This window comes from Saccharibacillus deserti (assembly GCF_013618475.1).
GTDB lineage: Bacteria > Bacillota > Bacilli > Paenibacillales > Paenibacillaceae > Saccharibacillus > Saccharibacillus deserti.
The window spans coordinates 176,807-199,049 of record NZ_JABJVN010000007.1 but is presented as its reverse complement, the minus strand read 5'-3'; the positions used below and the strand labels follow the sequence as shown (position 1 = coordinate 199,049).

General features: G+C 58.8%; 18 protein-coding genes. 6 read left to right on the top strand and 12 right to left on the bottom strand.

Annotated features, from left to right (window positions below):
- Positions 1-78: 78 nt before the first annotated feature.
- Positions 79-1,038: a cation diffusion facilitator family transporter gene (locus HOP44_RS17565; protein ID WP_172255656.1), complete on the bottom strand. Its 960-nt coding sequence runs from the start codon at positions 1,036-1,038 to the stop codon at positions 79-81.
- Positions 1,039-1,342: 304 nt separating this feature from the next.
- Between HOP44_RS17565 and HOP44_RS23030 the strand changes: the two genes are divergently transcribed.
- The 4 genes from HOP44_RS23030 to HOP44_RS17550 all read left to right on the top strand — a co-directional run bounded on the left by HOP44_RS23030 (position 1,343) and on the right by HOP44_RS17550 (position 4,492).
- The gene (locus tag HOP44_RS23030) at positions 1,343-1,468 is read left to right on the top strand and encodes a hypothetical protein (protein WP_281358077.1); all 126 of its coding nucleotides are present in this window, start codon (positions 1,343-1,345) and stop codon (positions 1,466-1,468) included.
- A gap of 241 nt (positions 1,469-1,709) precedes the next feature.
- On the top strand, positions 1,710-2,330 hold the full coding sequence (locus tag HOP44_RS17560; RefSeq protein ID WP_172255654.1) for a lipoprotein BA_5634 family protein: 621 nt from the start codon (positions 1,710-1,712) through the stop codon (positions 2,328-2,330).
- 189 nt (positions 2,331-2,519) lie between these two features.
- Positions 2,520-3,230, top strand: a complete 711-nt coding sequence (locus HOP44_RS17555) for a FadR/GntR family transcriptional regulator (protein WP_172255652.1) — start codon at positions 2,520-2,522, stop codon at positions 3,228-3,230.
- A 50-nt stretch (positions 3,231-3,280) separates the two neighbouring features.
- Positions 3,281-4,492: a CynX/NimT family MFS transporter gene (locus HOP44_RS17550; protein ID WP_172255650.1), complete on the top strand. Its 1,212-nt coding sequence runs from the start codon at positions 3,281-3,283 to the stop codon at positions 4,490-4,492.
- A 127-nt stretch (positions 4,493-4,619) separates the two neighbouring features.
- Here HOP44_RS17550 and HOP44_RS17545 read toward each other — a convergent pair whose 3' ends face one another.
- Both HOP44_RS17545 and HOP44_RS17540 read right to left on the bottom strand, forming a co-directional pair.
- Entirely contained in the window at positions 4,620-5,114 is a 495-nt protein-coding gene (locus HOP44_RS17545) for an HXXEE domain-containing protein (protein WP_172255648.1), read from the bottom strand.
- A 153-nt stretch (positions 5,115-5,267) separates the two neighbouring features.
- Positions 5,268-5,687 (bottom strand): GNAT family N-acetyltransferase, encoded by a 420-nt coding sequence (locus HOP44_RS17540; protein WP_172255646.1) that lies wholly within the window; start codon positions 5,685-5,687, stop codon positions 5,268-5,270.
- 207 nt (positions 5,688-5,894) lie between these two features.
- Between HOP44_RS17540 and HOP44_RS17535 the strand changes: the two genes are divergently transcribed.
- Positions 5,895-6,317 carry an RrF2 family transcriptional regulator gene (locus HOP44_RS17535; RefSeq protein WP_172255644.1) on the top strand — a complete coding sequence of 141 codons (423 nt, stop codon included), beginning with the start codon at positions 5,895-5,897 and terminating at the stop codon, positions 6,315-6,317.
- 219 nt (positions 6,318-6,536) lie between these two features.
- Here the strand turns inward: HOP44_RS17535 and HOP44_RS23295 are convergent, their stop codons facing one another.
- The 3 genes from HOP44_RS23295 to HOP44_RS17520 all read right to left on the bottom strand — a co-directional run bounded on the left by HOP44_RS23295 (position 6,537) and on the right by HOP44_RS17520 (position 12,640).
- Entirely contained in the window at positions 6,537-8,381 is a 1,845-nt protein-coding gene (locus tag HOP44_RS23295) for a GNAT family N-acetyltransferase (RefSeq protein WP_172255642.1), read from the bottom strand.
- Between the two features lie 216 nt (positions 8,382-8,597).
- Positions 8,598-10,478 carry an amidase family protein gene (locus tag HOP44_RS17525; RefSeq protein ID WP_172255640.1) on the bottom strand — a complete coding sequence of 627 codons (1,881 nt, stop codon included), beginning with the start codon at positions 10,476-10,478 and terminating at the stop codon, positions 8,598-8,600.
- 380 nt (positions 10,479-10,858) lie between these two features.
- Positions 10,859-12,640, bottom strand: a complete 1,782-nt coding sequence (locus HOP44_RS17520) for a glycoside hydrolase family 2 protein (protein ID WP_172255638.1) — start codon at positions 12,638-12,640, stop codon at positions 10,859-10,861.
- 159 nt (positions 12,641-12,799) lie between these two features.
- On the opposite strand from HOP44_RS17520, the gene HOP44_RS17515 reads away from it, so the two are divergent.
- A complete protein-coding gene (locus HOP44_RS17515) occupies positions 12,800-13,855 on the top strand; it encodes an ArsR/SmtB family transcription factor (RefSeq protein WP_246369893.1) in 1,056 nt (351 codons plus the stop codon).
- A gap of 98 nt (positions 13,856-13,953) precedes the next feature.
- On the opposite strand, the gene HOP44_RS17510 is transcribed toward HOP44_RS17515, so the two are convergent.
- From HOP44_RS17510 to HOP44_RS17485, 6 genes are all read right to left on the bottom strand, one after another.
- Positions 13,954-15,738 (bottom strand): helix-turn-helix domain-containing protein, encoded by a 1,785-nt coding sequence (locus HOP44_RS17510; RefSeq protein WP_172255636.1) that lies wholly within the window; start codon positions 15,736-15,738, stop codon positions 13,954-13,956.
- A 218-nt stretch (positions 15,739-15,956) separates the two neighbouring features.
- A complete protein-coding gene (locus HOP44_RS17505) occupies positions 15,957-16,997 on the bottom strand; it encodes an ABC transporter substrate-binding protein (RefSeq protein ID WP_246369892.1) in 1,041 nt (346 codons plus the stop codon).
- 173 nt (positions 16,998-17,170) lie between these two features.
- The gene (locus tag HOP44_RS17500; RefSeq protein WP_172255634.1) at positions 17,171-18,238 is read right to left on the bottom strand and encodes a hypothetical protein; all 1,068 of its coding nucleotides are present in this window, start codon (positions 18,236-18,238) and stop codon (positions 17,171-17,173) included.
- A gap of 144 nt (positions 18,239-18,382) precedes the next feature.
- On the bottom strand, positions 18,383-20,341 hold the full coding sequence (locus HOP44_RS17495) for an ABC transporter permease (protein ID WP_172255632.1): 1,959 nt from the start codon (positions 20,339-20,341) through the stop codon (positions 18,383-18,385).
- Positions 20,316-21,086 (bottom strand): ABC transporter ATP-binding protein, encoded by a 771-nt coding sequence (locus HOP44_RS17490; RefSeq protein WP_172195007.1) that lies wholly within the window; start codon positions 21,084-21,086, stop codon positions 20,316-20,318. The genes HOP44_RS17495 and HOP44_RS17490 overlap by 26 nt, the downstream gene beginning before the upstream one ends.
- 88 nt (positions 21,087-21,174) lie before the next feature.
- Complete coding sequence (locus HOP44_RS17485; protein WP_172255630.1) at positions 21,175-22,179, bottom strand: ATP-binding protein; 1,005 nt, start codon at positions 22,177-22,179, stop codon at positions 21,175-21,177.
- Positions 22,180-22,243 lie beyond the last annotated feature (64 nt).

The following is a 22,243-nucleotide window of genomic DNA, read 5'->3' as shown; positions in this document are numbered from 1 at the left end:
ACCGCTCGGCACTTGAGCTGCACTTTCGAGCCTCGGGCGGTCTGGGCGTCGGTCTGGCAGTGCCCGGCTTATCCGTATTTATTCTTCGACTCGTACCCCGCCCGAATCCCCGATGCTTACGGAAGGTTCGGCTTCGCTGGCTTTGGGAGCGCCTGCATACCAGGGATTCAAGTGGATCATGACTTCGCTGACATTGGGGTGGGCGGACAGAATCGCCTGTTTGATCTTGCGGATGACGTCATGCCCCTGCTGGATCGTCATCTGCGCGTCGACCCCGACCCGCAGATCGATAATGATGTACTGCCCGTGCTCGCGTGCCCGGATACGGTCGATCCGCTTGACCTCCTCGATTCCGCGGACAATATGCTCAAGCGCGGCAAGTTCATGCGAACCGATCGCTTTTTCCATCAAAATATCGATCGATTCCCGTGCCATGTCCCAAGCCAGCTTCAAGACGAGCACCGCGACCACGATCCCCGCGAGCGGGTCCGCATAAGCGAGCACCGGCATATTCAGCATTTGGCCGAGCAGCCCCAGCCCGATTCCGATAACCGCCGCGCCCGATGCGTAGACATCCGCCAGATGATCCTGCGCCGTCGCAATCAGACCTTTGCTGTTCGCGAGGCGGCCGATTCTGATCGTATACACGTAGAGCACAAGCTTCCAGATCAGCGACAGCGCGGCCGCGACCAGGGCCACGACATGCGCTTCCGGGATCGGAGCCAGCAGCGCCGCGATCGAGTGGTAGCCCACGTACAGCGCCGCCAGCAGCAGAATGGTTGCCACGACGCTTGCGCCGATCACTTCCGCTTTGCCGTGCCCATACGGATGGTCTTCGTCGGGCGGACGGCTGGAAATGCGCATGGAACCGAGTGCCGCCGCGGAGGCGATGACATCTCCCGCGTTATGCACCCCGTCCGCAATCAGAACCTGGCTGTTGAACAGCAGTCCGACCACCGTTTTCAAAATGGTAAGCAGCACATTGCTGATCAGGCTGATCCAGGCTGCGAAGATCGATTGTTTTTTCGCCTCTTCCATCTCTTCTTCCCTCCGTCACTTTTCTTGCCCCAAGGAAACAAAAAAAGTCCGACCGGTCCGTAGACCCGCGAACTTTCTCAAAAAAACGCCGTATGCAGCAATTTTCTGTTTTTCATCTATAGGCATGGGTATCGTCTCCGAACCGTTAGGGTGATCTATTCGTTGAAACTCCGTCAAGACGTACTATTATACCTCATCCGATTTCTTTTGAATACAAAAAGGTTTCAGCATGGCTCAAACGGGTAATTTCTGAACAAGGTACGACATCAACATCCACAACTTAGACTTTGAGGAGGAATTTATGATGAAAAGATCTTCTTTGATGACCGCCGCCGTGGGACTCGGAGCCGCTTATCTGCTCAGAAACAAAGACTCCCGTACAAAATTGATGTCGCAGCTCCAGTCGATGGGCAAGCGAAGCGCGAAGTAGCGTCCGGTCTCGGACCCGAAGCGCACAGCAACAGGCGTTGACGATCCGCAGCTTGCCGCGTGAACGCCTCATCGCCCCACTTAAAGGAAGCCTCCTTGCGGAGGCTTCCTTTTTGCCGCGTGCGATCCTTAACGACAATGTAAGGCTGCGTTAAGACAGATCGATAGGGCCCTTTCTCTCTTCCCCGTACAATACAGGTATTCGGAGGCGCCAGACGCCCCCTACAGAGGAGAGATTTTCGATGAAAAAACCTGCACTTATCCTATTGGCGGGCCTGGTTGTTCTCGTAACCCTTCCCGTCGTCTACTTCTTCGTTGTCGTTCCGGTACTGAATGACCGGGCGAACGGCATTCTGCTGGTCGGCAGCAGCAAGCAGATCGAAGCCGACGTCAAAAAGGTCGATGCCGGGCAGGACAAACGCTCGGATTATCCGGTCAAATGGGAAGAAAAAACGCTGATCGTCAGCGAAACGACGGCCCGGGAATGGACGCAGCGCCAGCTGATTCTGCGCAAAGCGCCCAAGAACGCGGACAAGCGCGAAGCGCTCGCCGAGCTGCCGACCCGTCCGGAAGAAGCGGAAGGCCTGCTGTTTGCCGCCGACAAAGACAAAGCGGCCGCAGAAGGCTTTCCCCTGAACGGCAGTCCATCCAATCTGGGTTATGCAGGCGATTACTTCCTGGGCAATCTGAGACTGACGGAATCCGCAATTGTCGTTCTGCCCGATGAACGTTATGAAGCCGTATCGCTGCCCGAACAACAGCTAACCCTGCTCAAATTCGGTCTGTTCCAGGATGCGAGCGAGAAAGTCGGCGATTTCCCGGAAGGTTCGCGCCTTGTGAAGATGGATCAAAAAAAGAAATAACTCGAAATTCAGGGTTCTGTGAAAGATCCGATTGCGACGAATGAAAAAAGGCAGCCCGCAGCGGCAGCCGCCCAGCCCTTTGCGCCTTGTGCGCCAAAGGGCATTTTTGTCTTTACAAGCTTATCCAAACCTTTTATACTGAGCCGAGTGAAACATCCAATCATCCTACCTTTGGAGAAGGAGCTTTGCATGTTCGAGAAACTGGAGAAACAAACGCTTTCCGGCCGGGTCTACGACCGGCTCGAAACGCTGATCAAGGAAGGCTCCTGGGAAATCGGCAGCCGTATTCCGCGCGAAGCGGATCTGATGCAGCACCTCGGCGTCAGCCGCAATACGCTGCGAGAAGCGATTCGGGGTCTGGTGCAGGTCGGTCTGCTGGAGACCCGGCAGGGAGACGGAACCTTCGTCACGGCCAGCAGCGAACTGAGCGCGATCCTGAACAAACGCATGCGCCGTTCGTCTGTTCAAGAAGCGCTCGAAGTCCAGCATGCGCTGGACCGGGAAGCCGCCGTACTGGCCTGCGAGCATCGTACGGAAGAAGATCTGCAGCGGATGGAACATTTCAGTGCCCAATGCCAAGAAGCGCTGGGCGGCGAAGCCGAAGACCACGATTTGTTCAAAAGAGCCGACTGGAATCTGCACGGCGCCGTAATCGCGGCTTCGCGCAACAGTCTGCTCGCCGATCTGTACGAGAGTCTGTTCGAGAAACTGCAGATCTCGATCGAGGTCAACCGCAGCATAGCCGGAAGCCGCTACGAAGTCGGCCACCCCGAGCTGATCGCCGCGATCCGGGCACGCGACGCGAAGCGCGCGGCTCAGGCCGTCGACGATTATATCGCACGCTTCAAAGCCCCGCACGAGCGGAAGACGGACGCCCTGCATCCGCACGATCCGCAGTGAATTCATCTGATGCCGCCCCGCAGGGCGGCAGGAACGGAGTCTTGTCCACCATGAAAAAAACCGAAATCCCGCGCACCGAGGACGTGTCGAACCGCGTCTATTATCTGCTGCTCGCCGGCATTCTGCTGGTTGCGGCCAATCTGCGCACCCATATTACCTCGCTCAGCCCGATCATCGATACGATCCGGGACGCTCTCTCGCTGTCGAATACGATGGCGGGCTTTCTGACGACCCTGCCGCTGCTGGCTTTTGCGCTGCTGTCCCCCTTTATTGCGCAGTGGGCCCGGCGCTTCGGAACCGAACGGCTGATCTTCGTCTCGCTTGTCTTGATCGTCATCGGCAGCCTTTTCCGCCCGTTCGGCGGTATAGTTCCGCTGATGGCGGGGACTTTCCTGATCGGTCTGGCCGTAGCCGTCTTCAACGTCCTGCTTCCGAGTATCATCAAGCGCGAATTCCCGCTTAAGATCGGCGTCATGACCGGCTTGTATTCGATCATGATGGGCATCTTCGCTTCGGTCGCGGCGGCGATCAGCGTACCGGTCGCCAGCACCGGCCTGGGCTGGCGCGGCGCGCTGCTGATCTGGACGATCCTGTCCGCGGCCGGCCTAATCGCTTGGCTGCCGCAGCTGCGGCGCAATACCCGCGCCGTCCTCTCCAATGCGCCCGATATGCCCAAGCGCAGTATCTGGCGTTCGCCGCTGGCCTGGATGGTTACGGTCAATATGGGGATGCAGTCGTCTATTTACTACATCATGGTCGCCTGGCTGCCGAACATGATGCATGCCCAGCATCTTGATCCGGTGGTTGCCGGATACATGCTGTCGCTGTTTCAGATGCTGATGATCCCGATCAACTTCATCGCTCCGATCATCGCCGCCAAAATGAGAGATCAGCGCTCGCTCGTCATCATGACGACAGCCTGCTACATCGTCGGCATCTTCGGCTTCCTGTATGCCGACGGGTCGCTGCCGCTGATTATCGCTTCTATCGTCTTCTTCAGCCTCTCGGGCGGATTCTCGTTCAGCCTGATCATGATGTTCTTCTCGCTGCGCACCACAAACGCTTCCGAAGCGGCCGATCTGTCCGGCATGGCCCAATCGGTCGGCTATCTGCTCGCCGGCTGCGGCCCGCTGCTGTACGGCGCGCTGCACGACGCGACAGGCGGCTGGCAGACTCCGTACTATGTCATGTTCGGCATTGTCGCCGTCTACCTGCTGACCGGACTCGCCGCGGGACGCGGCGGACGTTACGTGCACGAGTAAGCGTTCTCCGCTTCCTTACAAGGATAAGCAGGTCCGGCTGCAAGCGCCTAGCGATAACAAGCGGCACCAAAAAGGGAAAACCCGCAGCAGCGGGTTTTCCCTTTTTTTGTTCGCCCATACTGATTACTTAATCTACCGGTTCGGAAGAAGCGATGTGTCCGCCGATTTTAAACAAGACAGGAATCAAGGTCAATAAACCGATCCCTACTCCGAGTGTAGACAGAACTAATTCTTTCCATGTTATGGAATGGTCCGCAAACATCCGGCAGATCACCCGCGAATTTATTGGAAGATTGAGCAGTAAGCCGCTCAAGAGTCCGGGTGCATACTTTTTCGTCAAAAGAGTCACAATCAGATGAGGAAAAATAGCATTCACAACCATGGAGCCCAAAAACCCTGTAAACATCCATTTCGCTGCATCCGATTCCGGCCTATAGGCAAAACTAAAAGCCGACAAATAAGCCAGCACAGTTATGCAAATAACGGCAAAACGAAATTCACTGGAAGTAACCGGCTTTTGAAATTCCGAAGTTTGCTGTGACCATCGGGGCAGCCAAATTGCTTCTTCGCTATTGTGGAGTGTAATAGCCAAACAAAAAAATACGATGGGATAAGCGTCCATCGATCCTCCCTCCTTGTATGCTTCCGCAAAAAGAAACCACGCGAAAACGGGCGGAAGACGGTATGAATCCCTGTCTCCGCCCGCCCCCGGCTGCGCCGATCCCTTATTCCCCTCATGATACGGCCTCTTTGAAGAGGGAGGATCGGGATCGTTTTACGAGATGCCTTTTTGATTTTTGTAATTGCGCAGCGTCATGCCGTTCGCCGGACGCATGCCCTGCCGGGCGTAGAAACTTTCCAGTTCCGGATCGCACATCAAGTCGACCATGTAATAGGCATCCAGCTTTTTGAGCAGACGCCGTGCAAGTTCGCGCCCGATTCCCTGACCCTGATGCGACGGCACGACTTCCAGCAGCGGAATGTACGCGCTCAATACGCCGTCGGAAAGCGCATTCACAAACCCGATGATCTTCCCGGTGTCCGAATCCTGCGCAAGGACCACATAAGCCGATCCCTGCAGCATACGGACAAACGTCTCCGGACTCGGCCGATTCGGCCAACCGTCGAAAAAGCCTTCGGCGAACGAATCTTGCTGGATCGATTCAAGACTGTCGAGATACTGGATAGTGGTCATATAAACGCCTCCCGCTTCGTAGTTTCCAAGATTATATCACTCTGCACCGCCGTCACCTAGTCCCCCGGCAAATGTTTTCCCGTTTCGAAGAAGATTGACGGGGCATCCCAGGATTGCGACAATAGAAAAAGAGCGATTCCGGTTCGAGTTCCGCCGGGTCAACCCCTTGCAATCGGTATTCCAATTCAGGATTGAGGATGATAAACGATGAATTATTCCAAAGGTACCAACTACGCGCTGCACACCATGCTCGATCTTGCGGCGCGAACGCCCGGACTCAAGGTCGGCGTACAGGAGCTGGCGGCCAAACAAAATGTCTCTCCGACCTACCTGTCGAAAATCCTGACCAAGCTGGCCAAAGCCGGATTGATCGATTCCTATTCCGGCGCCCAGGGCGGGTACTGTCTGCGCCGCAGCAAACACGAAATTTCGTTTCTCGACATCATTCAGGCGATCGAAGGCACAACGCCGCTGTTCAAAGGCTGCGACTCCAACGGTCCGGGCTGCCTCGTCGATGCGGTCATGCGGGAATCCGAACGCAAAATGGACGAGCATCTGCGCACGACGACAATCGGCCAGGTGGCGGACGAGATGATCGTTTCCGGGCATGCGGCCGGGCACATCGAATAAGCGTATTCTTCCACTGTTATTCTTCTGTTGTTTTCGTATCGGGTCTGATCGTTTTGTGGTTATGCACCAAAAAGATCCGGTTTCTCCGATCGGCTTTCGAATCTGTCTCTGCGCCGTCTGCGCTTGGGGTCGGATTCGAAAACCCGGAGAAACCGGATCTTTTGCGATAGGCGATAGGACGCAGCAGGCACGGCCGAATGAGCGGCCGCGCTTCGTTCGTCATCGGAGCGGGCCGGCGGTTCTCCAGGCCTCTAGCATCTCGCGGACAGAGGAAAAGCGGTCTTCGCGGTCCGGCGAGACGGCGCGGAGTGCCAGGCGATAGCGCGCTTCCCCGGCGTCCCACAGCTCGGGCGAACGGTCCCGTTCTCCGCCGAGCAGGCAGAACGCCATGGCTCCCATCGCGTACACATTCGTTCGGGAATCGATAACGGCGCCAAGTTCATACTCTTCCGGAGACATGAAGCGGGAAGAACCCCACATCCGGCCCATTTCGTTCACATACGGAGCAGGCCGGTAGAGATCGATATCGCAGATCGTCAGCCGGCCGGTCGAGAAGTCGTAGATCAGACTGCCGTCGTAGAAATCGATGGCGACATAGCCGAGCGCTTCGACATGGGCATGAAATTCGAATACCGTCTCCATCGCCTCCATCCGCTCGGCGATCGGCAGTCTGCGGAAGCGGGAAATAACGGTATCGCCGTCCTCGTCCGCGCCGGGACGCAGCAGTTGGCCTTCCGCCCATTCGAACAGCACCGCATACCCGCCTTGCGTTTCAAAATGGTCGAGCACCTGGGTCAGTGCGGGATGGCGCAGCGTTTCATACAGATCCGCCGCTTCTCTCAGCCTCTTCACCGCATCGGCCGGATGGCCGGCATAATCCGCGGTAGATGCTCCGGCGTATTTGATGAAAACATGCTGGTCTTCGATCTCGAGTCCGAACGAGAGATTGCCGGAATCCTGACGGTCCCATACGCGAAAGACTCGGCCAAAAGGCGCCAGCCAGTTGAAATCGTGCAGCCTGCGCAGCACGAAAGGCACGCCGTCGATCCGCTGTTCGATCAGTCCGTCCATCGGATCGGTCTCCGTCGACCGTTCGACGCCGACCACGGTCCCTTCGACTGTCGGGGTCGAGGTATCCGGTTCGATTACGGAAGCGACGACCGAAGCCGGCATGATCGGAACGAATGGCGCGGCAATCGAGCCGTCGGGTCTGCCGATGGCAGCCGTGACCTGAGGAAAGTCCGGTTCGTCAAACGGATCGGCCACAGGAAAAGTCTCCTCTTCGGCCGCGGGATGGTGAAGCTCTTCATCGACCAAAGCGGCCGCTTCCGGCCAGCTCGGAGAATCCGGGTCTTCGTCTTCATCCGCTGCAGGCGGATCGCCGGCTGATACCGTGTACACGGCGATTTCCGTGCGTTCGTCCTGCGGCTGGGTACCCGGTTGTTCCAAAGCCGGTGCCAGCAGATCTTCCAGGCGGAAACGTTCACCGTTCTCGCGCAGCGCAAGCAGGCTTTCTCCGATCAGCCACTCGTCTTCCAGCAGCGAGTACACGCATTCGTCCCGCCATTCGCCGTCTACCGTAGGCACGCTTTTGCGGAAAAAGGCTTCCATGCGCAGTCCGAGCTTCTCCAGCATGGCGCGCAGCGCCAGGTTCTCCGGCGTACAAGATACCGTAATCCGGTGCAGCCCCTGTTCGGCAAAAGCGTGCCGGAACAAAGCGCGGGCCGTCTCGCTGCCCAGACCGCATCGGCGATAATCCGAACGGATGCCGAGCCCGATCATTCCCGTCAGAGGCTGAAGGCCTGGACGGGAAAAGGCATGGCCGATCACTTCTTCGTCATCGTGCAGAACCAGCGCGTACAGATAGGGATCGGCGGTCATGTCGCGCAGCCGCTGCTCGGTGTAGGCGCCTTCCGGGAAATAATCCGCGACGCCGTCGTCCTGCAGATACTTCAGCAGCTGCGGCCACTCTCCCTGACCGAATCTGCGGATCACCAGACGCGGCGTTCGGATCAGGACTTCCGCCGCCGCTTCATCCACGAACGTTTCTTTTTCGGTCTCCATCTCTATCTCCTCCCTCTAAAAAAGTCCGGCTTTCGGGCGTTCCGTTCTTCTGCCCGCTCGTACAGCTACCTTCGCCGCCGCCTTGCGTTTTCCTGCTTGAAACCTGTATAACCGTTCGATCGGCGGCCCGTGCACTTGCCTCGGCCGCGGATCTGCGGGGCTTGGGGCCCGGACATTTCCGCCGCTTATACAAAGAACGCGGCAGCCGGCCGGTTCCTAACGAAAAGCTTTGGGAACTTGACGCTTGCGGGTTGCCCGTTCGAAACGGTAAGCGATCTCGATCAGCAGCGGATCGGACAGCGCCGTACCCGACAGCAGCAGACCGACCGGACGACCGGACTCCGTATATCCCGCCGGTACGGAGACCAGCGGATAACCCGCGCGGGCCGCCAGGTCCGACCCCGCATAGTCCGTGAAGACGAGCGCGTGCACGCCGTACCGCTCAAGCGCAAGATCGATGCCTTCTTCGCCGGCGCGCCGGACCCCCCGTTCCTTGCTCGATACATACTCGTCGTCTTCCAGACTGCCGCCCGCTTCCTCCGATTCTTCCAGCAAATTCTGTCCGTAGCGCAGATGCTCCTGCGGATTCGCCCGGTTGGCTTCGATCAATGCGGCCAGATCGCCGGGTCCTTCGGGTTGATCCGCCAGGAAAGCGTCGATCGCCGCCTTGAATTCGCGCCGCAGCACGGTACCGTCCCATTCGTCCTCATAGGCCGGCAGTTCAAGGCCCCGTTTCACTTCGATTCCGGCGGCTTCCAATCCGCCGAGCGCCCGCTCGAAAACGGCGGAAGTCTCCGCGCCCAGCGAATCGGCGAAGGCCGAGACGACTCCGACCTTCAAGCGGCCGGGCAGTTCCATTCGTCCCGGCAGAAAAGACATCGGACGCTGCGGCAGCAGCGTGCAGGCGTCGGCTTCGTCGCCGAAAGCCATCGCTTCGAGAATCAATGCGGCATCGAGTACCGTACGGGCAATCGGACCGAGCGTATCCTGCGTCAAAGATAGCGGAATCACCCCGCTGCGGCTGATCAGACCGACGGTCGGCTTGATGCCGACAACCGAATGCGCCGCGGCCGGGCTTACGATAGAACCCGAAGTCTCCGACCCGATCGTTCCGAGCGCAAAGTTGGCCGAGACGGCGGCGGCACTGCCGGTACTGGAACCGCCGACGGGATGGTCGCCGTACGGATTGTTTGTCTGACCGCCGCGCGAACTGTAGCCGGACGGCATATCTTCCGACATGTAATTCGCCCATTCCGTCATATTGACTTTGCCGAGCAGAATCGCGCCCGCATCGCGCAGTTTGGCGACTGCAAAAGCATCCCGTTTGGCCCGGCGCCCTTCAAGCGCCAGCGAACCCGCGGAAGTGGTCATCCGGTCCGCCGTATCGATATTGTCTTTGAGCAGAATCGGGACACCGTACAGCGGCAGCGAACCCAACTCGTCGAAGTTATCGTCGAGCTGCTTGGCCAGCGCAGCGGCATCCGGATTCGCTTCCAAGACCGCATTCAGCTTCCCGTCCAGCCGCTCGATACGCGCCAAATAAGCTTCCGTCAGCTGCAGACAGGTCCAGCGGCCGCTCTGCAGCTTCTCTTTGAACTGTTCGATCGTCAGTTCGACCAAGTCTTCGTCCGTGATTTCTTCGCGATCATGGGCCGCATTCGAGCGGAGTTTGTCGCGATCGGGATGAGGCGGGGCTTCCGGAACCTCTTCGCTTTCCGGGGACGGCGGCTGCAGCGCCGTCCGGCTTGCGGCAGAAGCGGAGGCGGAAAAGGCCTCGGGAACCCGTGCGCACGAAGCCGCCGGCTTTGCGCCGCCGGAAGACTTTTTCGCCGGATATCCGGAAGAAACGGCTCCCGCATTTTTGCTTGCATTCGCGGACGTTCCGGTCGGGGCGGTCTTGCGAACCCAACCTTCGTCCGTGACAAACGCCGCGACCGAAGCTTCCAGGATTTCGGCGATATCCAGACCTTTCGAGAAGCGGGCATCGGGCTGCGGCGCAGCCACTTCGTTTTCTACGGGAATCCCGCGCGGATCGGGCGGCTTGCGCTCGGCCGGTCCCTTACGGCCGGATTCGTTTGTTTTTTTGCGTTGCGACATCGGCCTCATCCTTTTCGTCGAAATATCGATTTATCTCTGATCGAGCCGATCCGCGCGGAACCGAATCGCTCTCTTCTCATTTTGTACCCTTGTACGGAGCGAATGATCCGCCGTTTCTTGCACAACTTGTTCCTTTAAAGGGTAACACGACGGCCGCGAAAAAAGCTCGAATTCGCAGTGTTTTCCCGATTGGACGCCGGATCGTTGGACATTATTCTTTTTTCAGAAAAAAATTGCCCGCAAAAACAGCCCTCCGTCTGCCGGAGAAGGCTGTTTATTGCGGGCAAAACCGGCTTTCTTTTTCTGTCCAACCTGTTATTCGTATTCTTGAATGCTTGCGGCATCCAGCAGCAAATCCAAACAGTCCGAGCGCGGCACGTTTAACGTCCTTCGTTGATCGCCCGAATCTTCTCCAGCGGAATCTTCGGCACCCGGTCGTACGTCAGCAGGCCGTTGATCTCCTGCTCGACGTCGGTCAGTTGGGTATAGCAGTAGCCCTGCACCAACTCGGATGCCAGCAGCGGCCCGATTACATTCCGCAGACGTTCCTCGAAATCTTCGTCGCTGCTTGCGCCGGAGTAGCCCCAGCCTTCCCATTCGCTTTTTTGGTAGCCGATTCCGCCGAACTCCGTCACCAGCAGCGGCTCTCCCTTGTACGAATAGCCTTGCGCCATCACCGCATGGCCGCCGGGAACCAGGCTGAGCGCTTTTTCCGCTGCCGTGTACCGTTCTTCGAGCACTTCGCGCCGCCACTCGTAATCGTGAATGGTGACCAGGTCGCTGACCGTGTGCTCCCAGCCGTCGTTCGAAATGACCGGACGCATCGGATCGAGCGACTTGGTAAGGTAGACGAGCGAGAGCGAATGATGCTGCTGGACCGGATTTCGCGCCAGATCCGGCACGCCCCAGCTCTCGTTCAGCGGTACCCAGACAACGATCGACGGATGATTGTAATCGCGGTCGACCGATTCGATCCACTCCCGGTTGAAGCGTTCCACGTACTCGTCCGAATAGCTGTACGCGTTGGCCGCTTCGCTCCAGACCAGCAGGCCGAGCTTGTCGCACCCGTGCAGATAACGCGGATCTTCGAGTTTCTGGTGCTTGCGCGCGCCGTTGAAGCCCATTTCTTTCGTCAATTCGATGTCCCGCCGGATCGCCGCTTCGCTCGGAGGCGTCAGAATCCCGTCCGGGAAATAACCTTGATCCAGCACCAGCTTCATTTTGTACGGACTGTTGTTGAGGCACAGCCGGCCGCCTTCGACCGATATTTTGCGCATGCCGAAATAGCTGTCCACCCGATCCGTTTCGCTGTCGCCGTCCAGCAGCGTATACGAAATATCGTATAGGTTCGGATGCTCCGGCGCCCACAGCGTTTCGCGTTCCTGCGCGTTGAAGTTATGCAGTCCGATCGTATGGGTCATCGTGCGTCCGGTGACGTCGTAGGTCTGCTCGGTCACGCGCACGCCCTGAAAATCAATCGAGACGCGCAGCCGCAGATCCCGGCCCGGCGCGAAGTTCGCGATATGCGGCACGATCTCTACGCATTTGCGGTCGATGTCCGGGGTAAGTTTGACTTTGTCCAGATAGATCTTGGGCACCGCCTCGATCCATACCGTCTGCCAGATTCCGGTCGTGCGCGTATAGAAAATGCTGGCCGAATCTTTTTTCCAAAACTGTTTGCCGCGCGGAAGTTCCAGATTTCGGCTTTCGTCAAGTGCCTGCACAACCAGCGTATTCGGCGTTCCGTCCCCGTTCAGCGCATGGGTAATATCCGCTTTGAACGGCGTGTGTCCGCCTTCGTGCGAAGCAACGAACACGCCGTTCACCCAGACCCGGGCCGCGTAATCGACCGCTCCGAAGTGCAGCAGCACCTGTCCGTCCGCGAACGATTCCGGTACTTCGAACAGGCGGCGGTACCAGACATTGTCATGAAAATCCGTCTCCCCGATTCCGCTAAGCCGGCTCTGGTACGCGAACGGCACCTGGATCTTCCCCTCCAAAGCCCGTTTGCCTCCCGACCATCCCGCTTCGCCGCCCCGGTTATCGTCGTCAAACGCAAATTCCCATTCGCCATTGAGGTTGACCCACTGATCCCGTTGAAACTGCGGCCGCGGATATTCCGGACGGCTAATTTCTTTTGTCTTGTTCGGATTGGTGCCCATTTTTATCGCTCCTTTGTGTTAACTTCCGAGTTATAAAAATAACGCTTACATCTCTCGAAGACAGTATGCCGTATCCGATTAATCAAGTCAATATAAGTTGATTAATTAACTTATAAGTTATATAATCAGGCTGCAGAAAATCATCCGAAGGAGAACCTTATGCAAAGATCCGTAACCCTGGAAAACCTGCCGCTGCTTGAATGTTTCGCTTCCGAGACGCGCGTGCGCATCTTCGAGCTGCTCGGCGAACGTCCCATGAGCATCGGCGAGCTGGCGGAAGAACTGAACGTGTCGTCCGCCATCGTCACCAAACATATTCAGAAGATGGAAACCGCCGGGCTGCTGGCCTCCGAGAGCGTCACCGGCACGCGCGGCCGCCGCAAAATGTGCCGGCTCGCCGTGGACAGCCTGACGCTGAATTTCCGATCGTCCCCCTCGGAACAAGACCGCAGCGCCTACGCGGTCTCGATCCCCGTCGGCCAATACGCCGAACACGAAGTCCGTCCGACCTGCGGCCTCGCTTCGGACCGGCGGCTGATCGGCATGATGGACGACCCGCGGTACTTCGCCGATCCCGATCACGTCGGGGCGCGGCATCTGTGGTTCGGTTCCGGTTACGTCGAGTACCGGATTCCGAACTATCTGGTCGGCGCGCAGACCGTGCGCGAAGTCTCGGTGACGCTTGAGCTGGGCTCCGAAGCGCCCGGTTACAACCCGAACTGGCCGTCCGATATCTCGTTTCGGATCGGCGGCGTGCACGTGGGCACCTGGACGTGCCCCGGCAATTTCGGCGGCAGGCGCGGGCTGCATACGCCCGAATGGTGGAGCGAGCACAGCAGCCAATACGGGCTGCTGAAGACTTTGTCCGTACGCGAAGACGGCACGTTTATGGACGGCATGAAGCTGTCGGACGTGACCGCGGCCGATCTGAATATTTCGGCCATGAACGGTCTGGCCGCGGATAGCAAAGCGGCCGATCAGCATCCTGCGGGCGGCAGCAAAACCGCGGTCAAGGCGGCAGGCGCTTCGCAGGCTTCCTCTTCCGCGGGCCGCGAAATCGCGCTGCGGATCGAGAGCCGTTCGGACGCCGAGCACCCCGGCGGCGTCAGCCTGTTCGGCCGCGGTTTCGGCAATTACGACCGCGATATCGAAGTGTCGGTGAAGTTCGCGGACGGTGCCGAACCGCGCCGCGGCCCGAACGCCTCTTCGAAATAGGGCGTTACTCTCTTATTCGGCGCTGCAAACCTTGGGAACGCAAGCGAAAAAGCCCGAAAATCGACAGGATCTCCTGTGGATTTTCGGGCTTTTTCGGGCTACACCAGCGCATTCAGCACATCGCGAATCTTGCGTCCGTGCGCGAGTACGCCGTAGTTCATCCAGGCGAAGAAATCCGCTTCGTAGACGCGTCCCGCCTGAACGGAAGGCAGACCGAGCCAACATGGATGTTCCAGCAGCCTGCGTTCTTCGCCCGGGTAGCGGTTCTCCGATTTGTCGAAGACGACAAACCAATGATCGGCATCCAGCCGCGCCAGTTCTTCGGGACGCAGCGGCAGGCTCCGCTCGGCTTCGGGCAGGTGCCGCAGGATCTCCGGCGGCCGCAGGCCGAGGTCGCCGTACAGCAGCGGTCCGGTGTAGCCGCTTCGCTCCGCATACAGCCGGATATGCCGCGCCGACACGCGCAGGCACGCGACGGAACCGCGCGATGCCGCTCCGCCGGCGGCTGCGGCCAGGCGTGCGCCCGCTTCGCGCGTTTCTTCGCCGTAGCGGCGAAGAATCCGCTGCGCCTCCGCTTCGCGGCCGAACAAGGCGGCCGTTCCGCGCAGCTTGGCCGCCCAGGCTTCTCCCGGCTGCTGCAGGATCAGCTTCGGCGCGACGCCGGACAGCCGATCCAGGCTCCAGCGTTCGAAGCCGTCGTCGAACAGCAGCAGTTCGGGCTTCAGGCGCAGCAGATCTTCGCGTGTTCCGTCCGCGATATCGAACGCGGGCACTCCTTCAAGCGGCAGGTATTCCTGCACGCCCCAGGCGCGGTGGCTGTACTGGGCGATCGGCACGATGCCGAGCGCGAGCAGGGCGTCTTCGAGATACGGCGCGAAGACGCGGACTTCCCGGCGGTGCAGCCGCCGGTATTGACCGGGCGACAGCCCGGCTTCTCGTTTGAAGCGGCGGCTGAAATAATACTCGCTGCTGAAGCCGACACGCTGGGCGATCTCGCCCAGCCGGTCTTCCGTAGCCAGCAGCAGCCGCTTGGCCTGCGCGATCCGAATTCTGTTCAAATAATCGAGCGGCAGGGTGCCGGTCGCTTCCTTGAACAGATTCGTATACGTCCAGCGTCCGATCCCGGCCGAAGCGGCCAGCGATTCGACCGTAAACGGCTCCCGGTAATCGCGTTCGATCCGCGCGACCGAACGCCGCACCGCTTCGCGCCTATCCGGAGCCGCATTGGCGCCGGCCCCGCTCGGAGCTTCCTCGCGCTGCCGCACGGCGGCGAGCAGCAGCTCCTGGAACGCAATCTGGCGTTCCAGCGCCGCAGCCGCGCCCGGTTCCGCGCGGCGCTCATACAGCTTCTGCGCCCTCTCCGCGCAGAACGAGAACGGCGCGCAGTCCGCCGCGCCCACGAAAGGCAGCGCTTCGCCCGGCGGCAGCGGCGCTCCCGTGCTGTCCGCCGCGCGAAAAGCCAGCCGGTACAGCGTCAGCGGACCGCTGTCCGCCGCCTTCTCCGGCTTCGGCCCCGGCACGCTTATTCCGGCGTCCGGCCGATCGCGGCGGAGAAGCTGCATCGGCTGCCCCAGTTGTTCCCCGATCTGCGTTTGTCCGATCGATCCGGCCGCTTCGGCGCGAATCCCTTCCAGCGGCCCGAGCAGGATTCGGCCCCGGCCCAGTTCATAGACACGGCCTCCGCAGCCTACCGATCCGCGGCCTCCGGTAACGACCCACAGCTCGGCTCCGGCTTTGCCCGGTTCGCCCTGCTGATGCAGGGCGGTCTCTTCTGCCCCACGTCTGCCGCCTGTTTCTTCGCAGCGGTCAATCCCCGGCTCTTCCTGTCCAATCTCTTCGTACCCGATATCCGTCAGGATGTAGGTCAAGGCGATTCGCTCCACGCTCCAGCCCACCTTCTATTGATAATCTTTCTCATTGTAGTCTGGCGCTTAGTATACGCGATTCCTCCTCCGCAGGCAATCCGAACACGTACGGAACGTTTGGACACCGGAATCGGCAGCGGAACAGGCACAGCACAAAGCGCCGAAAATCCCGTGAGGACATTTCGGCGCTTTAGAGAAGAATAGCCAAGGAACCGGTACTGCAGGGCCTCCGGCGATTACGGAGCCAGATGCTCCATCACGTCATCGAACTTCAACAAGTTGGCCTGGATGGCTCCCGACTGCCAATAAGAGCGCTCAACCACATAGACCTGGTCGTTTTGTACGGCTTTGAGCGATTTCCAGATCGGACGGTCCAGGATTTTGCGCGCTTCTGTGTTCTCCGCCGAATCCCAGTCTCCGTTGGCCGGGAAGACGAAGATATGGTCCGCGTCCAGATCGGCCAGACCTTCTTCCGAGATAATCTGCTGATAATCTTCCATATTCCCTACCAACGGATGAGGGGTAAGACCCAGCTCGCTGTAAAGGGAGCCGACGAAGCGGTTCTTGACCCCAAACAGCGCAAGCGTCTTTTCTCCTCCGTTTAAGCGCACCACCGCGACCGTCTCGCTGCCGACCGTTTGTTGAAGCTTCGCTTTGTCCTTCTCCACGGTCTGCTCGTACTTCGCCAACACTTCTTTGCCTTTTTCGGGAATACCAAGCGCGTCGGCTACGGCAAGCAGGATCTGTTTCGAGTCCTGCAGAATGCTTTCCGGCAGACGGTAAGTAGGAGCGATTTTCGAATACGTCTCGTAAGCCGCCAGATCGGCACCTCCGTCGACTATGATCAGATCCGGCTTCTGTGCAAGAAGGGCTTCCGGGCTTCCGCTGGTATCGAACTGCGGCACATCAAGCTTCAGATAATCCTGAATCCCCCAGTTCGGATGATACCACTGTACAACCGGCGTTACGCCGAGCGCGGACAGATAGTCTTCCAGATAGATGCCCGCTACGCGCTGCGGATGTGCGGGAAGAACCACTTCGCCGAACTCGCCCTGTACGGTACGGGTCTCCGCAGCTGCGGCTTCCGCGTTCTTCGTTTCTTCGGTTTTGCCGGTAGCCGGGGTACTCGAATCGCTTGTCATCGGCTGCGAAGAAATCTGGCTGTCGGCCGCCGCTTCCGGTTCTCCGCCTGCGCCGCAGCCTGCCAAAGCTGCACTGCAGGCCATCATCAAGGCCAAAACGCCTGTTTTCATGGTTGCGAATCTTATCTCTCTCATCCTGTTTCCCCCTAATTGATTTTCATTCTCATTGTCTGTTTCCCATTCTAGCTTTCGCCGATTCGGGAGACAATGCACATCCGGGGAAACTTTTTGCACAAACTCGGGAGAAGCGTCAAGATTGCGCGCCGTTTGGATGCATGCCCGCACCGGTCCCGGCCTTGAACAACTTTCTATTCGGCTTCCTCCAGCGAGAAAAGATACAGCTTCATGTCCTCCATCAGCAGCAGCTTGGCGCTCCGGGCATCGCTTCTCGGCGATTTCAGGCGGCGGCCGTCGGGGTCGGTGAAGATTAGGGTTTCCATATGAATAAGCGACTCTGCACTCTGCTGCATCAGCGTATACTCCCCGTGCCTGCCGTAGCCGTCATCCAGCAGAAACCGGCCGCCGTGTACGGCGAATACGGAGGAACCGGCAAGCTGCGGATCGAGAAAAGAAACTTTCGGCTGCGCCGCAGGACCCGATAACCGGCACAGCTTGAAGCCGGTGTAATAATAGAACCAGACTTCTTCGTCCGATACGACGTTCAGGGCGTAGCAGTCGGCGATATCCGCTTCGCTGTTCGTGAATACCCGGATACCGGCGCTGTCCCAGGCGATCAGTCCGCTCTCTCCGACGGGACGGCTCCAACCGTAATTGCCGAACACCCCTTCGTCAAAAAAACCGGTCCAGATCAGCCCGCCCGCCGTCGTCTGGACGTTCCGGATCCCGTCGCCGAGAAGAAAGCGGCGCAGCGGCCGCCCTTCCCGGGTGAACACCGCGGCATTCAGATCGTATCGATCCCGGCCGTAATAGGTGCAGCGCGCTCCGACCAGCAGCAGATCCTCACCGAGCGGCTGAAGATAGTGATAGTTGAAACTTTCGCCTTCGATGATCGTTTCCCGGACCCGTCTTCCGATCCGCCCGTCTTCCGCCTGCTTGGACTCTGTGCCGCAAAGTTCGACGGTCAGCGCCTTGTAGCGGACCGTCCGCTTCAAACCGGCCGCTACAAAACCTTGTTGGCGCTGCGGTTCTTCGTCGATCAGCAGTACGTAAGCGCGTTCGTCATGGCCAAGCGATACCGAAACGAGCGTCCAGCCTTGCAGATCCGGTGCCAGGTCGGCAGCCGGAGACAGCCGGTGTTCCCGGCTCCCCGCACCGCCGGAGTCTCGGCTGCGGATCGCGTTCGGCTGTTTGTTTTGGCCGTTTTGACCGTTTCTCCCTTTTAGCGTGTCCTCCGTATTCGCCGCTGTCTTTTTCATCGCGTATTCCTCCATTCACAAAGCGCCCGCGGAAAAGAATCTTTCCGAAGGCGCGTTTTCTTTCTCTCTATGATGTACCCGCAGACGGCTCGGAAACAGCCCGCAAGTATGGCGAACACGGTCAGACATCGGACAATCGATCGTTTAGACCATGACTTTTTTGAGGCGGCTCAAGTAGCGGCCCCGCACGACGAAGAAGTAGAACGTCTGCGCCGCGAGGAAAGCCGCAGTGGTCATCAATACCGGAACCGTCACGTTCTGGATACTCATAAGCTTCAGAATCGGGTTCAGCACGACGAACGTCTGAATCGCGGATACGGCAATCGGAATGAAGAACAGCAGCGCGATCTGCAAGGTGGCGGACTTCTTCATCTCGCCGATACTGAGTCCCGTCTTGGACAGCGAATGGTACATTTGGCTGTCGCGCGTCAATTCGGAATGCAGTTTGAAATACAGGAAGCTTGCGGACGACAGAGAGAACATGAGAGCGACAAACACGCCGATAAATCCGAAGATGGATACCTGCTGTTTGAAATCCAGGTAAGAAGCGCTGCGAACGTTCATATAGCCCGAGATCGGACGGTCGCTGCTGCTGCCCTGGTTCTCTCCTCTCCACCAACGCTGCATTTTGGAGCCGATCAACGCTTCTTGGCTGCCGGAGTCGAGCGTATCCGACTGCCCCCATGCCGGCACGCTGTAATAGATATGGGTGCTTACGCTCGCTTCTTCGCCCAAAGCTTCCCGAACGGCGTCGAACGACTCGTCCGTGACGACGAGAACCGGACTGCCGACCGCGGCGGTGAACGTTTTGCCGCCTCCGGCTTCCGTAACTTCAAACAAGGCTTCGCTTCCGACGAGGGAGATCGCGTCTCCCGGCGCAGGACGGTTTTTCCAGGATTGGGAGTCGGGAGCAAGCAGCAGCATATTTCCGGGTGCCGCCGCTTCGAACGAAGGGGTGCCCCAGATGAAAGAGACTTTGGCATAGTCCGAAGCCGGGATGAGCTTGCCCATCGCTTCCGTGGATCTGCGGCCCTCGATATACACATACATCTGCCGGACCTCTTCCGCGCTGTACTCGTTTACTCCCCGCTCGGAGATGAAAGTGTCCACCGCCTTTTTGTCGGCTGCCAGATCGTCTTCTTCGCTGACGTTCAATTCAAAAGAAACCGGGTTATCCGCGTACAGCCTCTGCGTTTCCCGATTGATCGACAGGACGAATCCCGTGCTCATCGAAGCAATCGAGGTGACGACGGTGATCAGGAACAAGATGCGGGCATTGTCCTTGATCTTGTAGGCCAGCTCCGAGATCCACAGCAGATTTGTCCGCCGCCAGACGAACGCCCGGTTGCGCTTGAGCAGCCGCATGAACAGGACCGACAGCTGCGAATAGAAGAAGTAGGTGCCGGCAATTCCGGCTCCGGCCGCGACAAAGATCGAAGACGGTTCGATTTCGTCGCGCTGAAGGGCCATATAGCCGACTCCAAGCAGCGCTATGCCGAGCAAGGCCAGCAGAATAGAAGCCTTCGGTTCTTTTTTCGGCTTGGCGCTGCCCCGGAGCAGTTCCAGCACATTATGCTTGCGCACGAACAGCAGCGTCAGCACGGAGATGCTCAGGAACAGCAGGGCGAAAGCTCCCGTCGTCAGCAGCGCGGCCTTGACCGGCCAATAGAACGGCAGTTCTTCGGTATCGGTCATTCGGGCGGCGAGCAGCAGGAACAGCTTCGACAGCAGCAGGCCGCCGCCGATTCCGCTCACGATCGATCCCGCTCCGATGATGATATTTTCCAGAAAGACCAGACGGTTAAGCTGCCCCGGCTTGGCGCCGAGCATCAGCAGCAGGCCGAACTCCTTGTTTCTCGATTTCAGAAAGACGCTGATCGAATACAGGACGAAGAAAAAAGCAAACGCGAAAATCACGTATTCCGCGGCCTGCATGCCGGCTTTGGTCATTCGTTTCATCTCGCTGCCTTCGATGGCGGGATGGAAAATGAACACCGCGAACGAGAAGAAGATCATGACCATAAACGCGCTGCTCAGGAAATAAGCGAAATAGGCGCGCGCGTTCCGCCGGACGTTGTTAAACGCGAATCGAGGAAAGTTCATGTGCGTTCCCTCCCCAGAATGAAAGGGTATCGATAATTTTCTGGAAAAAGGCTTGGCGGCTTTCCCCGCGGTGGATCTCGGCGGCCAACCGTCCGTCTTTGATAAACACGATGCGGTGACAGTAGCTGGCCGCCTGCGGATCGTGCGTGACCAGCATGACCGTCGTCCGCTCGTGCTCGTTCAGACTCTCCAGCGATTCCATCACGATCCGGGACGAATTCGAATCGAGCGCACCGGTCGGCTCGTCCGCCAGCAGAATCGACGGGTGGGTGATTACGGCGCGGGCGATCGCCGTCCGCTGGCGCTGACCGCCCGAGATTTCATAGGTGCGGCTCTTGAGGATCGACGAGATGCCGAGCCGCTCCGCGATACGATGCAGCCGCTCGTCCATTTCTTTCAATTTCACGCCGTCCAGCGTCAGCGGCAGCACAATATTCTCCGCTACCGTCAGCGTGTCGAGCAGATTAAAGTCCTGGAACACGAATCCGAGTTCGCGGCGCCGGAATTTGGCCAAATCGTTTTTGCGCATCGTGTACGGATCTTTGCCTCCGATTTTTACCGTGCCGGAACTTGGAGTGTCGATCGTCGAGACCATATTGAGCAGTGTCGTTTTGCCGCTGCCCGAAGGGCCCATGATGCCGACAAATTCGCCCTCTGCGATCGTGAGATGGATATCCGTCAGCGCCTGGGTCGACACTTTGCCGGGATAGACTTTATTCAAGCCGCTTGCTTCCAAAATGTTCATTTGTTTCTCCCCTTTCCTGCTTCTGGTTTGAAGTCTAAAGCAGTTCCGCAAAAACGGCCAGGGATTCGTCTTAATGCCGTCTTACATTTCAGTTAAGGTTCTGTTCGGGCGCTTCCCGGAACACGATCCGCACCGTCGTGCCGCTTTCGGGTTCGGATTCCAGTTCGAGACCATGGTCCAGATGCCGGCAGACTTCGCTGACCAGATACAGGCCCATCCCCGTCGATTCCTTGTACTGGCGCCCTCTTTGTCCGGTGAAATAAGGATTGAACACCCGGTTCAGGTCTTCTTTGAGAATCCCGATTCCTTCGTCGCGCACTTCGAGCAGCCGATGCGGACCGCGCGCATAAGCGCGAATAAACACCCGTTTGCCCGCCCCCTCGGTGTACTGCACGGCATTGATCAGAATCTGGCCCAGAATAAATTTCAGCCATTTGGCATCCGTGTATACCTCCGCCCCTTCGTCGATCTCGATGACCGGAGAGATGCGGCGCTTGATAAACAGCCTGCGCCGCTCCGCCAACGCTTCGCGAACCGGAACCGCCAATCGGACCCGCTCCGCGGCAAAATCCTGCTCGAAGCTCTCCAGGCGCGACGTATAGATGACCATCTCCAGTCCCCGCCGCATCCGGTCCAGCTCCTCGGCGATACTGTCCGCCAGGTCCTCGTCTTCGATCTCGCGCACCGACAGCTGAAGTACCGACAGCGGCGTCTTCATCTGGTGCACCCAGCGCCCGATAAACGTCACGTGCCTCTCCATCGCGCTGCGGCGCGCCGCCAATTCTTCTTCGTACTCGCGGTCATAGAGGCGGATCAGTTCGGATGCCGCTTCGGCAAGCGGCGCTTCCCCCAGCGGCTGCAGCCGATCCTCGCGCTGCATGCCCGGCTGCGACAGCCGGATATACAGCGGACGCAGCGTTATGTAGCGAAACAGCAGATAGGCGGCCAGCACGGCCGCGCTCAGCAGCATCCCGTAGAGGATAATATCCGGCGGCCTTTCTTCGCCGCTGATCCAGTACAGCAGAGGCACCAGCACCGTCTGCAGCAGAAAGAACAGGATCAGCGGCAGCTGATCCCGCCAGAACAGCTTCACGGCCGGCCTCCCGGAGATGCACTTGCCGCGCCGTCATCGCCGTACCCGTTCCGGGACACGCCGG